This window comes from Pseudomonas sp. B21-021 (genome assembly GCF_024749205.1).
Classification (GTDB): domain Bacteria; phylum Pseudomonadota; class Gammaproteobacteria; order Pseudomonadales; family Pseudomonadaceae; genus Aquipseudomonas; species Aquipseudomonas paraglycinae.
In genome coordinates, this window is the sequence record NZ_CP087192.1 from 1,521,791 (window position 1) to 1,534,792 (window position 13,002).

Annotated in this window: 11 protein-coding genes, 1 tRNA gene and 2 pseudogenes; 7 read left to right on the forward strand and 7 right to left on the reverse strand. The window is 54.7% G+C overall.

Translation table 11 applies throughout. The features are described 5' to 3' along the window. Window positions 1-15 precede the first annotated feature (15 nt). Window positions 16-426, reverse strand: a complete 411-nt coding sequence (locus tag LOY31_RS06765) for a low affinity iron permease family protein (protein WP_039772727.1) — start codon at window positions 424-426, stop codon at window positions 16-18. A gap of 216 nt (window positions 427-642) precedes the next feature. Here LOY31_RS06765 and tam point away from each other — a divergent pair, with 216 nt between their 5' ends. Further along, complete coding sequence (tam, locus tag LOY31_RS06770; protein WP_085605481.1) at window positions 643-1,413, forward strand: trans-aconitate 2-methyltransferase; 771 nt, start codon at window positions 643-645, stop codon at window positions 1,411-1,413. A gap of 40 nt (window positions 1,414-1,453) precedes the next feature. Here the strand turns inward: tam and LOY31_RS06775 are convergent, their stop codons facing one another. After that, a complete protein-coding gene (locus LOY31_RS06775) occupies window positions 1,454-2,182 on the reverse strand; it encodes a bifunctional 2-polyprenyl-6-hydroxyphenol methylase/3-demethylubiquinol 3-O-methyltransferase UbiG (RefSeq protein WP_258713012.1) in 729 nt (242 codons plus the stop codon). Between the two features lie 519 nt (window positions 2,183-2,701). Here LOY31_RS06775 and LOY31_RS06780 point away from each other — a divergent pair. Beyond that, window positions 2,702-3,070 carry a DUF6124 family protein gene (locus LOY31_RS06780; protein ID WP_258713013.1) on the forward strand — a complete coding sequence of 123 codons (369 nt, stop codon included), beginning with the start codon at window positions 2,702-2,704 and terminating at the stop codon, window positions 3,068-3,070. Window positions 3,071-3,328: 258 nt separating this feature from the next. Next, window positions 3,329-4,492, forward strand: a complete 1,164-nt coding sequence (locus tag LOY31_RS06785; protein ID WP_085605488.1) for an ATP-binding protein — start codon at window positions 3,329-3,331, stop codon at window positions 4,490-4,492. Between the two features lie 253 nt (window positions 4,493-4,745). Here the strand turns inward: LOY31_RS06785 and LOY31_RS06790 are convergent, their stop codons facing one another. Beyond that, complete coding sequence (locus LOY31_RS06790; protein ID WP_039772722.1) at window positions 4,746-5,156, reverse strand: PaaI family thioesterase; 411 nt, start codon at window positions 5,154-5,156, stop codon at window positions 4,746-4,748. 257 nt (window positions 5,157-5,413) lie between these two features. Here LOY31_RS06790 and LOY31_RS06795 point away from each other — a divergent pair. Then, window positions 5,414-5,783: pseudogene (locus LOY31_RS06795) on the forward strand (lysis protein); the annotation flags it as partial. 119 nt (window positions 5,784-5,902) lie between these two features. On the opposite strand, the gene LOY31_RS06800 reads toward LOY31_RS06795, so the two are convergent. After that, complete coding sequence (locus LOY31_RS06800) at window positions 5,903-6,781, reverse strand: SDH family Clp fold serine proteinase (protein ID WP_258713014.1); 879 nt, start codon at window positions 6,779-6,781, stop codon at window positions 5,903-5,905. Window positions 6,782-7,363: 582 nt separating this feature from the next. Here LOY31_RS06800 and LOY31_RS06805 point away from each other — a divergent pair. From LOY31_RS06805 to umuC, 3 genes and pseudogenes are all read left to right on the forward strand, one after another. Then, window positions 7,364-8,159 (forward strand): annotated as a pseudogene (locus LOY31_RS06805) (DNA adenine methylase). Window positions 8,160-9,125: 966 nt separating this feature from the next. Next, window positions 9,126-9,551, forward strand: a complete 426-nt coding sequence (locus LOY31_RS06810) for a LexA family transcriptional regulator (protein ID WP_258713015.1) — start codon at window positions 9,126-9,128, stop codon at window positions 9,549-9,551. Continuing rightward, window positions 9,544-10,812: a translesion error-prone DNA polymerase V subunit UmuC gene (gene umuC / locus LOY31_RS06815; protein ID WP_258713016.1), complete on the forward strand. Its 1,269-nt coding sequence runs from the start codon at window positions 9,544-9,546 to the stop codon at window positions 10,810-10,812. The genes LOY31_RS06810 and umuC overlap by 8 nt, the downstream gene beginning before the upstream one ends. A gap of 15 nt (window positions 10,813-10,827) precedes the next feature. On the opposite strand, the gene LOY31_RS06820 is transcribed toward umuC, so the two are convergent. The 3 genes from LOY31_RS06820 to LOY31_RS06830 form a co-directional block, all read right to left on the reverse strand. After that, entirely contained in the window at window positions 10,828-11,280 is a 453-nt protein-coding gene (locus LOY31_RS06820; RefSeq protein ID WP_258713017.1) for a hypothetical protein, read from the reverse strand. 404 nt (window positions 11,281-11,684) lie between these two features. Next, a tRNA-Gly gene (locus LOY31_RS06825) sits at window positions 11,685-11,758 on the reverse strand. Between the two features lie 170 nt (window positions 11,759-11,928). After that, window positions 11,929-12,813 carry an alpha/beta fold hydrolase gene (locus LOY31_RS06830; RefSeq protein ID WP_258713018.1) on the reverse strand — a complete coding sequence of 295 codons (885 nt, stop codon included), beginning with the start codon at window positions 12,811-12,813 and terminating at the stop codon, window positions 11,929-11,931. Between the last annotated feature and the right edge of the window lie 189 nt (window positions 12,814-13,002).

Below are 13,002 nucleotides of genomic sequence, written 5' to 3' on the forward strand. Positions count from 1 at the left end.
CGTTTTTTTTGCCTGTCAGCATTCATTCAGATCCTGCTTCGGCTTACTTTTGTCCCCCAGACCTTCCAGGTCAAACACCTCGTTCTCGCCCATCGCCCGGTAATGCCGGCGCAGCGCTTCCAGCTGCTTGAGATCCAGCGACTCCAGCCCGAGCATCGCGTTCTGCGCCTCCTTGTTCACCCGCAGCAGTTCATCGAGTTTCAAATGCAGGATGTCAGTGTCGCGGTTCTGGGTGTTCTGGATCAGGAACACCATCAGGAACGTGATGATCGTGGTCGAGGTGTTGATGATCAGTTGCCAGGTGTCGTTGTAATCGAAAATCGGCCCGCTCAACCCCCAGAGCCCGATCAGAATCAAAGCCCCCATGAACGTCTTGGGGCTGCCGGCCCAGAGCGCCAGTTTCTGCGAGATCTTTGCGAATTTCATGGCCGTGTTCCTTGTTGGGGGGAGCTTGAAATTCAGACATCGGGGGTGGGCGGAAAATTCTACTTACAGTTTTCTGAGTCCCTGTGGGCACGGCCGAAAACAGCGCTCCCTGCGATATCGGACCTACGTAGGGGAAGGCAGATAAACACGATCGCTGTATCGTGACGGCAGCCGCTTTTCCACGTTTCGCCAGAACGTCCACGACAGGAGAACGCAATGACCTGGTCCGCCAAGCAATACGTCACTTTCGAAGATGAACGCACCCGCCCGGCCCGCGACTTGCTGGCCGCGATTCCCACGGTCGAGGCGCGTTCTGTGGTCGATATCGGATGTGGCCCCGGCAACTCGACCGAGTTGTTGGTGGAGCGTTTTCCCGGGGCGAAAGTGCAGGGGCTCGACAGTTCGCCGGACATGATCGATGCCGCGCGCAAGCGTCTGCCGCAGTTGCAGTTCGAGGTGGCGGACATCGATAAATGGGCCGATGAAGGGCCGTTCGATGTGATCTTCGCCAACGCGGTTTTGCAGTGGGTGCCGGATCACGCGACGTTGCTGCCGGCGTTGGCGGGCAAGTTGGCGCAGGGCGGTAGCCTGGCGATTCAGATGCCGGACAACCTCAACGAGCCGTCCCATCGGTTGATGCGTGAAGTGGCTGCCAACGGGCCTTGGGCTAGCAAACTGGCGGGCGCGGCGGGGCAGCGGACCGAGATGGCGGATGCCAGTGCCTATTTTTCGATGCTGCGGCCGCATTGCGCGCGGGTCGATGTGTGGCGCACGACGTATCACCATCAGTTGGCGGGCGGCGCCTCGGGTGTTGTCGAGTGGTTCAAGGGCAGTGGTTTGATTCCGTTCCTCAGTCCGTTGACGGAAGCGGAGCGGGCGGAGTATCTGGCGCACTATCTGGCGGAGGTCGCGAAGGCTTATCCGGCGCTGGCGGATGGTTCGGTGCTGTTGCCGTTTCCACGGTTGTTCATTGTCGCCACACGTTGAAATGAAAAAGGGCCGATTTGATCGGCCCGTTCTTTTGGAGTCAGCGTTGTACCGCGACCAGCATCATCATCGGTCGCTCGCGCTCTTCGGCGAGGGCCGGTTGCGCGGCCACTTCGGCATCGCTCGGGCCCCATTCATTGACGTGTTGAATCGTGAAACCTGCGTCGATCAACGCGTTGAGCAGCGTGCCGACCGTACGATGTTGCTTGATCACGCCGTCGGCCAGCCAGTTGGTCACCCGCTCGCCTTCCATCTGATAACTGTCCAGCGGCCAGCGCTTGTTGCCCTCGCTGTCGATCAGCCAGCCCGGATTGCGCGGCGCAATGAAGATCGGGTGCTCGATGGAAAACACAAAATGCGCACCCGGTTTAAGCGCTGCATGCAGCTTGGCAAACAGCCCCGAGAGATCCTTGATGTAGTGCAGCGCCAGTGAGCTGTAGGCCAGATCGTAAGTGCACGCGGGCAAATCGAGGTGTTCCAGGTCGGCACGTTCGTAGCGGATGTTCGCAGCCGAGGTGGTTTCCTTCGCCCGTTCGAGCATTTTCTCCGAGACATCCAGCCCCAGCACTTCGGCAGCGCCCTGTTCGCTGGCCCAGCGGCAGAACCAGCCGTAGCCGCAGCCCAGATCCACTACCTGCAAACCGTGCAGGGAGGGCAACAAGGCTTTCAGCGCCGGCCATTCCGGCGCGGCATCGAGGCCGCCGATGGAGCGGTTCATCTGGCTGTAGCCCTGGAAAAACTCGGGATCGTCGTAGATGTTCTGGGTCATGGGTTTGCTGCTCTTTTGAATTTGATTTAGGTGGCTCGGAGGCCACGGTTTTGAATCCCTCGAAAGATGATGGCGCGTATTCGTCGATGGCCGCGCAGGGGGAGGGTAGTGGGCGATGGGGAAATGCTAGCGGGTCGTGGCGAGTGTGAGAACCGGGCGAGTGTTGGGGATCTGTAAACGCGGTTTTTCGATTCGGGATGTTTAAAGCGTTGGCCATGTTTACTGAACCTTCCCACAAGGTTTTCAGGTTGTCCGTTGGAAGTGCGGACTCTAGCCTGTGAGGGTCGCTGATGAATCGGCGATCGGGATTGGAACCCCGAGGAGAGTTGGAACGCACAATCATTATTCATGACGTATGCTGCGCACCTTGAATGTGTGCACTCTGTTATGGCGGCTGTGCGCGGGAGACCTTCGGGTCTGCCGGGTTGTCTCTCCCCGGGTTCCAACCTGCGTACAGCTGCCTCCTTTCGCGTGGAACCGAATGGGTCAGCTCCAACCTGTTTTTGGAGAGATGAAATCATGTTCAAGCCAACACCGAATCCACCTGAAGTCGAAACCGACCCAACATCCCCGTACACCTCAGTCGACTCCAGAAAACTCAACGACGCCGCCAACCGCGCCCTCGATCACTACCTCTGCCCCGGCGCCCATGTCATGGGCACGAACAACCAGCCCGACCCGATGTACTTCGCCAACCCGGCCTACGACACCGAATCCCTGTTGGCCAACGCCAGCGAGTCACTGGGCTCGGCATCCGAGATGCTCAACAACTTCGCCGCCAACCTCGACCCCACCCACCGCAGAACCGCGATAGGCATTGCGCAGTTGGTGATGCTGGGGGAGTTGGCGGTGAATCAGGCGCTGGATCATGTTGAGGTGAAGGACTGAATTGCAGCTGTTCTGGCAGGCATAAAAAACCGGTCACGCGACCGGTTTTTAGTTTCATTTCAACCTGGCTGCAAAGCGTCGAGTGTTGTCGAAGTCCGTATCGGGCGAGTATTCGAGTCAGTATTTCAGACGCAATTTTCGTGTGGGTGACAGAGTTCAGCCCAATAAATAGCAAAATATAGTGAAATATAAGGGTGTATAGGGATATCTGCTATACATCGATATATTCGTGTAGAGATAAGCATTTGTGAGGCTTTCATGGATCCATACCGTAATCCATTCGCTCCAGGCGCAGGCAGCAGACCGCCTGAGTTGGCAGGACGCGACGCAATCCTTGAGGCAGCCAGGATTTCATGTGGGCGAGCCATCAACGGACGAAGCACCCGATCCATCATGCTTCTTGGATTGAGAGGTACAGGTAAAACGGTACTGCTGAACGAGATTGGAAAAATTGCGAGGGAAGAGGGGCTCCTCGTTTCAAAGGTAGAGGCTCCGGAGCGTGAAAGTCTTGCACGCCTTCTCTTTCCTGAAATGCGGAAAGTCATGCGCTCACTTTCTGCTGTAGAAGCTGCCAAGCAAATTGCGACCCGTGGACTGAATGGTTTGCGCGGTTTCGCCTCTATTTTCAAGATCGACATCGCAGGCGTGGAGATTGGTGTCGAACCGGAGCCAGGATTCGCTGACAGCGGGGATCTTCAATACGATCTTCCAGACCTTTTTGCCGTGATAGGTCAAGCTGCGCAAGCAGCAGGCAAAGGCTGGATTCTTCTGATTGATGAAGTTCAGTACCTTTCCGAAGCAGATTTATCTGCGCTTATTGTGTCGATCCATCACATGTCTCAAGAAGGGCTGCCGGTACTTCTTGTCGGTGCGGGTCTTCCCCAGGTTGCTCGTTTGGCAGGCGAAGCAAAATCCTATGCAGAGCGGCTTTTTCTATACCCTGCGGTTGATGCGCTTGACCAAGTATCTGCAATTCAAGCAGTGCAGAAGCCAATCGCGGATGAAGAGGCTTCGATCGAACTCGCAGCACTTGGCAATATTGTTGATCGGACGAGAGGGTATCCTTTCTTCCTTCAGGAGTGGGCATCCACTGCTTGGAACAACGCTGAAGGGCCTGAAATCACAGTCGAAGATGTGGACCATTCATACGCGGAGACGCTGGCTTCTCTTGATGCGGGCTTTTTCAGGGTGCGTATTGATCGACTGACAAAGTCGGAAGTGCAGTTCGTGAAGACGATGTCAGAGCTCGGGGATGGCCCCTATGCAATGGCCGATATTGCGAAAGCGATGGGGCGTACACAGTCATCGCTAGGTCCGACTCGTGCCAACATAATCTCTAAAGGAATGATCTACAGCACAGATCACGGCTACTTGAATTTCACCGTCCCACTTTTTGCGGAATATATGCGTCGACAAGGATGAACCGGTCTCAGACGCGAGACTTAGACCAGAATGCGCGACTGATCCCGCGTGAAAGTGGAAACCGCTGGCTGCTTCTAACTCCAACAGTTTGGGGCTTATCTCGGTTTAGTCGGGATAACTCACAATTAAATGGAGTTAGCTGTAGTTGAGGTTACGCGTGCACCATTGTTGAGTGTGTTCTGATTCATTCGGCTTGCTCCAGATCCCAGACACAAAAAACCGGTCATCAAGACCGGTTGGATGCAGGGGGATACTACTGCGGCACCGCGAACACTGCACTGGCACGGGCAACCATTCGATCACCGACATGCAACCCGACAGTGGCAAACGCCAGCTGCCGTCCTTTTTTGGAGTGCTCAACGCGTACCTCGAGCCACTCATTGATCTGCACCGCGCTGAGATAGTCCAGGGTCATACTCGCCGTGATCAATGGCAGGGGAGGGTCGCTGGAGAATGCCATGGCGTAACCCATGCCGACATCCGCCAAAGTCGCCAATACACCGCCATGCAACGTGCCCCGTCCATTGGCATGTCGTGAGTCTGTCCGCAGACCGATTTCAAGTTGCAAGCCACTGCCTCTGGTATAGATCGGGCCAAGCAAGTCGAGCAACGGACTGCTGCGGGTCAGTGGAGTGAAGCCCTCGGGAATAGCAGTGTCGTTCATGGTCGATCCCTGTGCCGGTTGGTTACCAGCCTCTTTGGCCTGGATACGGAGCGTTGCTTATGAGGGTTTAATCCTGACTTCGCCGTCGGAGAAGGATCATACGTATGGGGAATTTGCGGCGATAAGCTGATCAGGGGCAGTGTTGTTTCGACGGTAACGATCTTTGGACTTGCCAAGGAAAACTCAAATCCCAGACACAAAAAAACCGGCCACCAAGGCCAGTTTTTTCTGTTTGCGCATCCCCCGTCAAACCGGCCCTGGCCTCGGCCGCGCAGCAACGTGCCGAACAAGATAAACGCCTCGCGCTCGAGCAGCGCCTGGCATCCAGCGAACAAACCCACTACTGAGCCTTGAGCGATGATCCAACGTGATCAAGGTCGCCTGCGCGACCGCCTTGCCACTGCTGATCTGCGCCTGTCAGTCCTACTCGATGCCACAGCTTCCACCGGCAACTGTGCAGTGCCAGCCACCACCTCCACCAGCGGCGTGGTTCATGGAGGCGTACGAGCCCAACTTGACCCTGCGCATGCTCAAAGAGTTATCGCCATCACCAACGACGGTGACAGGGGACTGATAGCGTTGGCTTCGTGCCAGGATTACGCCAAACATTTATCGGCAATCAAATAAAAAACAGCGGGGCTAAATGTGTCATTCAGCTCCGCTGTTTTAGACGACAGGTTATCGTTTCCACGTTAGGTCCTGTCGGGTCTATCTCATATTTAACCTTTGCGTTCCTTGCTTGATGATTACGCGTTCGCTGACTTCTGAACGGCGACTGCTGTGCTCACCGATACGCTCTCAAACAGTTTCGCATAACCATTTTGGCGGCAGTCGTAATGGAACATGGTCCGCAAGAGCCAGATCTTTCGCCATAGATCATTATCTGGTTGATGCTCAATTACGTTCAGCCCAAGGCTCACCGCTTCACGGATGTCGATTACTGAGCCATGAGAGTGGTAGTGATCGCGGGTAGCCAATTTTCCAATAGTTTCTTCGATTTCGGCAGGAGTTCGCTCGCTCATCATCCCAGTAGAGAGCATGTCTCTGGCGAGCTTTCTGGTTTGATTGCGAGCCGCCGCTGCAAAAGCAACATCTAGAGGGCCGAACGCGGTTGGCTGATTGAGTACAAACTCAACAGGAACGCCGTTGATTGACGGGTCTATTGGGCCAAGTTCTGACTCCACCCCCATGAGAATGGCGCTTCCGCAGAGAGCAAAGACTGTTCCGTTACTTTTTGCTCGACGTGGAACAATCACTCGTAGATCCGGAGCCGCATGGCGCAACAGGGCGCAGATCTTCTCTGCAGCGTCAGTCATGCCACCATTGGTCTCTAAAAGGAGATCTACAGGTTGTCCAGCGCAAGCGGTGAGAAGCTCAGAAAAAAATACGTCGTCACCAGTGTCAATCTGCGCCCCTGACGTTTCGCACTCAGTAAAATAGACGATCAGAGCGCGGCCAGTCTCCTCTTGAATGTCCTTCAAGAGGAGTTGGCGAAGGTATCTGTCTTTGTGAGTCACCCAGAAAAGAGGCGACTGGGGGGGCAAATCTTTACTGCGAGGAAAAGATTCCGGCACGATCACGACGTCCTTGTTCTTGAGCTGGGCTTTGGTCAGCGAAGAAAACACTTTTCCCATCATTCAGACGCTGGCTAGCCTCGGTCAAAGCACGGTAGGGATCGTGCGACTCTTGGAACACCACCTCATCCTTCACAAGGACTTGGTCGTTACGTCCACGCAGACTGGGCTGGTTGCCGGATGGCAACACTCGCGACGCTTGTAGGAATAGAGAATATGTCATAGCAGCTCCTGGGCTGAAAAGCTCACTCCGTGAGTGGTGGGTGGTCGATCCACCAAACCTGTACTTATCCACAGCTTGTTAACAAGCTTGCTCACAACAGTGGCTCGCGATTATCGTCACGTCAAGTTTGATGTCAATTCATTTGTTACGTAGATGATGGCACAGGCCGTGAATCCGTCACTGGCATCCATCGCTATTCGACGGATGGTAAGGAAGCAAGTTCGAAAAAGCCGCATTGAAAAAACGCCTCTCCCTCGCATCAAAAGAGCGTCCAGTTCCCGTGCGTCAACACGTGAGCCGAACGTTGCTCCTGCAGATACCCCTGCAAGTCCTGCCAAGGCTCCCGCTTCTGTGCAGAAAGCAGTTTGAGCCTAACACCTGTATATCCATGCAGTAAAGGTTTTGCTTTTATGTCTTTGCCCATCATCCCTTGGATGGGCGGCAAACGCCGCCTGGCTGACCCCCCTCCTTCTGCTTTTTCCGCCACACGAATGCTATGTTGAAGTCTTTGCTGGCGGTGCCGCGCTGTACTTCATGAAGCCCCAGCCATCGCCGGTCGAAGTCCTCAACGACATCAACGGAGACCTGGTCACGCTTTAACGCGTCGTGCAGAACCACCTCGAAGAATTCGTGCGCCAGTTCAAATGGGCGCTCAGCTCGCGGCAGGTGTTCGAATGGCAGAAAATGACCCGTCCCGAAACCCTCACCGACTTTCAGCGTGCCGCCCGATTCTTCTATCTGCAGCATCATGCCTTCGCCGGCAAGGTCTCCGGTCAGACGTTCGGCACGGCGACGACTGCCCCGGCCATCAACCTGCTGCGGATCGAGGAAAACCTCTCGGCCGCATGGCAGCGCCTGTCCGGCACCTACGTCGAAAACCTCCCTTGGCTTGAATGCGCTGAACGGTACGACCGTGCCCACACCTTCCACTACATGGATCCGCCTTACTGGCAGACCGCTGGTTATGGCGTCGACTTCCCGTTCGAAAACTACGAGCGGATGGCCGACTTCATGAGCCGCTGCAAGGGCAAGGTGATGGTCAGCATCAACGACCATCCGGATATCCGCCGCGTGTTTGCAGGCTTCCATTTCGAGACTCTGGACATCCGCTACACCGCTACTAATCAGCGCCAGGGGAAGGCCGACGTCAGTGGCGAGCTGGTGATCATGAACTGGGAGCCGGCAATGCTGGGCGGCCTGTTCTAGCCCCAGAGCTGCCCGCCTGCATACAAAGTAAGAATAAGAGTAATAAGGTTGACGGTTTTGATGTACGCAACAATCAGCAGTGCATTTATCATTTTAAATACTCGCAGAGGTACGCGCCGTTATTGTGGCGGTGCTTGAGGAATGAGGTTCTCTGTAACTGTTGCTAACAGTAAGGCTAGATAAATAACTGCGTCAATATGTGATGGTGCTGCTTTCCAAAAAAAAGCTCAAACCTCATGTGTCGAGCGAGTGCTGATAGTGTTGTGTTTGTCTGTGGTCCTTGTATATCAAGGCTTTCCGGCTTTTTGGCTCGGTAGTAAAGGGGGCAGGCTAGTGTGAGTTTTTATCAAATCCTATTATTGGAATTGAGTTTGGAAAAGCTATCATAAAATTGGTAGCTAAATCCGATATTAGGAATTGAGATTGAAATAACTATCGTGAATTCGGTAGTTAAATCCGATGTTTGGAGTTGCGATTGAAATAGCTATCGCGAATTCGGTAATTAAATCCGATGTTAGGAATTGAGATTGAAATAGCTATCGTGAATTCGGTAGTTAAATCCGATGTTGGGAATTGAGATTGGAAAGCTATCGTGAATTCGGTAGTTAAATCCGACGTTGGCAATTGAGGTTGGAAAACCAACGTGAAATCGGTAGCTAAATTCGACGTTGGAAACTGAGGTCGGGAAGCTAACGTGGACGCCGTAGTCAAATTCGACGTTGGTAATTGTGCCTGAAAAGCTATCGTGAAAGAGCAAGCTAAATTCAGCGTTGGGAACCGGCGCTCCACATCGGAATTCGAAATCTAGGAAGGGTATCGGGTGTTGGATCGCTATCAGAAAACGTTTGAACGTGCGGCTGTCCGTCCAATAATCAGCCCGCCTGTCCGATATCTCCTGCAAGAATTGACCTCAAGGCTTTCAGAAAGTTAACTGTATATTCGTACAGTATTATGGGGCCGTGCGTCATGAATTACTCAATTCTCGGTCCCATCAGTGAGGGCGGCTCGAAGGTGCCGCTGTGTCTCTTCCGCGTTCCGGCAGGCTTTCCCTCGCCGGCAGCAGATCACATCGAAGCGCAGATCTCGTTGGATGAAGTACTGAACATCCGTGCGCCTAACGGCTACCTGGTATTGCTCGCTGGTGAAAGCATGCAGGGCGCCGGGATCTATGAGGGAGACCTTGCCATCGTCGGTAGATCAATCGAGCCCGCCCACGGCCGCATCGTTATTGCCTTGTTAAACAATGAACCCGTCTGCAAGCGCCTGTGCCTTTGCGGTAGAGAAGTCATCCTGAAGTCGGAGAACCCCAAGTATCCGCCACGCTATGTCCTTGAAGGTGACGAGCTAGCGATCTGGGGTGTGATCACCAGCAGCGTGCGCAGCCATGTCTAGGGCGCTGCCGGTATTCGGCCTGATCGATTGCAACAGCTTTTACGGTAGCTGCGAACGTTTATTCAGACCAGACCTCGCCAAGGTGCCCATCGTGGTGCTGTCGAACAACGACGGCTGCGTCATCGCCCGCAGCTACGACGCCAAGCCCTACGTGAAAATGGGTGAGCCGTATTTCCAGATCAAACACAAACTCAAGCAGCACGGCATCGTGCCGTTCTCCTCGAATTACGCGCTGTACGGCGACATGAGCGAGCGCGTCATGACACTGATCGAGTCGATGGTGCCGGCCGTTGAGGTCTACAGCATCGACGAAGCTTTCGTCGACCTCACCGGCATCAACGACGTGGACGGCCTCGGCTGCAAGATTCGCAGCCAAGTGCTGCGCTGCACGGGCATCCCCGTCGGCGTCGGCATCGCGCACACCAAGACCCTGGCCAAGCTGGCCAACCACACTGCCAAACGCCTGCAGGCGCAAACCGGTGGCGTCGTGAACATCTGCGACCCGGTCAAGCGCGACTGGGTGCTACGCAACACGGACGTGGCCGAGGTCTGGGGAGTGGGGCGGCGCATGAAGCTGCACCTTGATGGAATGGGCATCAAGACTGCGATGGTTCTCGCCAAGGCAGACGCCTGGACGCTACGAAAAAACTTCAGCGTGGTGATCGAGAAAACCGCCCGTGAATTGGCTGGCACCTCATGCTTGGAACTGGACGAGCCGGATGCGCCCAGGCAGGAGATCTGCTGCAGCCGGATGTTCGGCAAGCGCCTCACGGAAATGGCGCCGATCAAGGAAGCCGTCGCCACTTACGTGATGCGCGCCTCGGAAAAGCTGCGTGCCCAGAATTCGCTTTGCAAGAAGATCCGCGTCAGCATTCGCACCGGCATGTTTAATCCGGACGAGGCCAAGTACGCAAGCGGCGTCCTGATCGAGCTGTCATATCCAACCGATGATGTGCGTTTGCTGACTAAGGCCGCCGTCAACGCTGTCGAGCGCGTATTTCGGCCGGGATTCAAATACAGCAAGGCAGAGGTGATGCTCGTCAATCTTTGTCAGCCTGGCGAGTTCACCGAGGATCTATTTGTCACCACGCAATCGGCCGAGGCGACGAGGCTGATGACGGTGCTTGATAAGATCAACGAGAGGTGGGGCAGGGGAACGCTGCGGTCTGCGGGTGTGCCAGTCAACCCCGATTGGGCTATGCGGCGTGAAATGATGAGTCTTAGCTATACCTCTAGGCTCGATCAGGTATGGAGAGTGTAATGTGTATGACGCAACTTATTTAGAATGCCTTGGTGGAAATGGAAACGGGGCCTCATCGCCAGGCATAATGAAATATTTTTCGTCAGGCAGCGCAAAAGGGGGGTGTTTATCCCAATCGACAATTTGAGTTCGATTGCCATCCGGATGGCGTCGTAGGTGCAGAACCCACTGGGACGTGCAATCCCCATGCCCGTTGGTTTCATCGTAATCTGGCATGCCTAAATGGTAATGCCAAAGATCCCAGTGGCGGGCGAACTGCACTTTTTTCAGCCAAAAAGGATCGTCTTTGGGAACGTCCCAAGATGGTTTCAAGCGCCCTTTAAGGTTTTCAAGGCCGTTGACCTGTACATGGTCAATGAAGTGATCAATGTACACGGCATCATTAGCAGCAACGTTCAGATAGATTCGTGCAAAGTGAATGCTTAAGTCTACAACGTGTCCAGCTTGGCTAGTTGTGCTCGAATCCATTCTTTCCGCTCTGCGTGGCTCTGTCCGCGTGGAAGGGTAATACTGCCGCTTTCTATGGCCGAGGTCATACGAGCCAAGTCGAAATTGAACTGAACGGGTTCATTGCGGCGTGTTGTGCTTTCGTGTCTTTGCATTTTGGATGGCCCTGCTGTAGGTCCATGGAGCATCATTTTATTTAGTATTTCATAAGCAAACGTAGCATCGATTTGATGCTTTTTCCGCCATTTGCTTCGATTCTGAGCCGAATATTTCTCGCATCTCGGGATACAGACTACCCAATCCAGTTCCGGCTTGGCTACTGTTTGATCAAAAAAACTGTAACGTCCTTCAATCCAAGAAACGCTAACCAGACACCTTAACGGACACCTCGAAGTAGCTAGGTAAGCTGGAAGCGTTGAAAATAGTGGAGCGGGTGAAGGGAATCGAACCCTCGTTATCAGCTTGGGAAGCTGGAGTAATGCCATTATACGACACCCGCTCAGAGCGGCTGACTTTGTACCAGACTCGGCCACGGATTTGAAGTTTTCTTTGCACGCGAACTACGGAAAGTCCTGAAACAGAGCCGAAATCGGTCAATCGCGGGCAAGCGCTGCGGGCTGGAGGACGGCTGAATCTCAGCCTCGCAGGCTTGCTCGCGACGACACTGTTTCAAATGGCCAATGCATGGTGATCCTGGACGAGCTGGTAACGCGTTCGGCTGGCCTGTTGCGCCGGTTTCAGGAAACCGAGCAGGGCGTTCTGGCTGTCCCGGCAGGCCGACTTGTGTTCCATGTCGAGGAAGTGCCCGGTGGCCTGCAGGGTGGTGAAGGTGCTCTGCGCGACGTGGTTGCCGAACAGTCGGGCGTCTTCGGCGGCGGTGTATTCGTCCCATTCGCCGTTCATGAACAGCACCGGTACGTTGATTTTCTTCGCCGCGTTCAAATAGCACTGACGGTCGCTGTGCAACACGTCATTGATGTGAAAGTGCATCTGCCCGTATTCGTGCTCGGCCAAGCTGCTGACGTGGCGATAGTTGAAGCGCTTGAACAGCGACGGCAGGTGTTTGCCGATGGTGTTGTTGACGAGGTGGCCGACCCGGTCGCCGTCACGTTGGCCGAGGCATTCGACGCCGCGTTCGAGGTAATCAAGCATGTGCGCGTTGATCACCGGGGAGAACGAGCTGATCACGGCTTTTTCGATGCGCCGAGGCTGATGCGCGAGGGCGACCATGGTCGCGGCGCCACCCCAGGAGAACGACAGCACGTGTTCGGCCGCGAAGTGATCGATCAGCTCCAGCAGGATCAGACCTTCGACTTCTTTCGTCAGATGTTTCTCGTGGCGGTTGTGGACTTTCGACTTGCCCGCGTAGGGCTGGTCGTAGCAGACCACGTTGAATTGCGGGTGCAGATTTTTCACGGTTTGTGCAAACGACGCAGTCGTGGCCATCGAGCCGTTGACCAGGATGATGGTCTTTTCTGCGGCGTCTGCGCGATAGATCTCCGTGTAAACCCGATACTGACCCTGTATATCCAGCACAGCGATTTCTGGCCTCATGTCATAAGACTCCTGGCAAGCAAGCGGGTATGCGCGCAAATAGAGATTGCACGAGCTTTGTGACAGGTAGGCATACGCCTGGAATTTTGGAGCCCATGTCGATCCGGAACGGCAGGTCGACGGGTATTGTTATTGGCGGGCAATCTGCCGGCTGAGGCGCAGCCCTTGAGGGCTGTCTACCGGCAAAAA

Excerpts from the sequence above, each read along its gene's own strand:
- LOY31_RS06785 (WP_085605488.1), top strand. The coding sequence starts at position 3,329 with ATGGATCCATACCGTAATCCATTCGCTCCAGGCGCAGGCAGCAGACCG.
- tam (WP_085605481.1), top strand. The coding sequence starts at position 643 with ATGACCTGGTCCGCCAAGCAATACGTCACTTTCGAAGATGAACGCACC.
- LOY31_RS06775 (WP_258713012.1), bottom strand. The coding sequence starts at position 2,182 with ATGACCCAGAACATCTACGACGATCCCGAGTTTTTCCAGGGCTACAGC.
- LOY31_RS06765 (WP_039772727.1), bottom strand. The coding sequence starts at position 426 with ATGAAATTCGCAAAGATCTCGCAGAAACTGGCGCTCTGGGCCGGCAGC.
- LOY31_RS06820 (WP_258713017.1), bottom strand. The coding sequence starts at position 11,280 with ATGGATTCGAGCACAACTAGCCAAGCTGGACACGTTGTAGACTTAAGC.
- LOY31_RS06780 (WP_258713013.1), top strand. The coding sequence starts at position 2,702 with ATGTTCAAGCCAACACCGAATCCACCTGAAGTCGAAACCGACCCAACA.
- LOY31_RS06790 (WP_039772722.1), bottom strand. The coding sequence starts at position 5,156 with ATGAACGACACTGCTATTCCCGAGGGCTTCACTCCACTGACCCGCAGC.
- umuC (WP_258713016.1), top strand. The coding sequence starts at position 9,544 with ATGTCTAGGGCGCTGCCGGTATTCGGCCTGATCGATTGCAACAGCTTT.
- LOY31_RS06830 (WP_258713018.1), bottom strand. The coding sequence starts at position 12,813 with ATGAGGCCAGAAATCGCTGTGCTGGATATACAGGGTCAGTATCGGGTT.
- LOY31_RS06810 (WP_258713015.1), top strand. The coding sequence starts at position 9,126 with ATGAATTACTCAATTCTCGGTCCCATCAGTGAGGGCGGCTCGAAGGTG.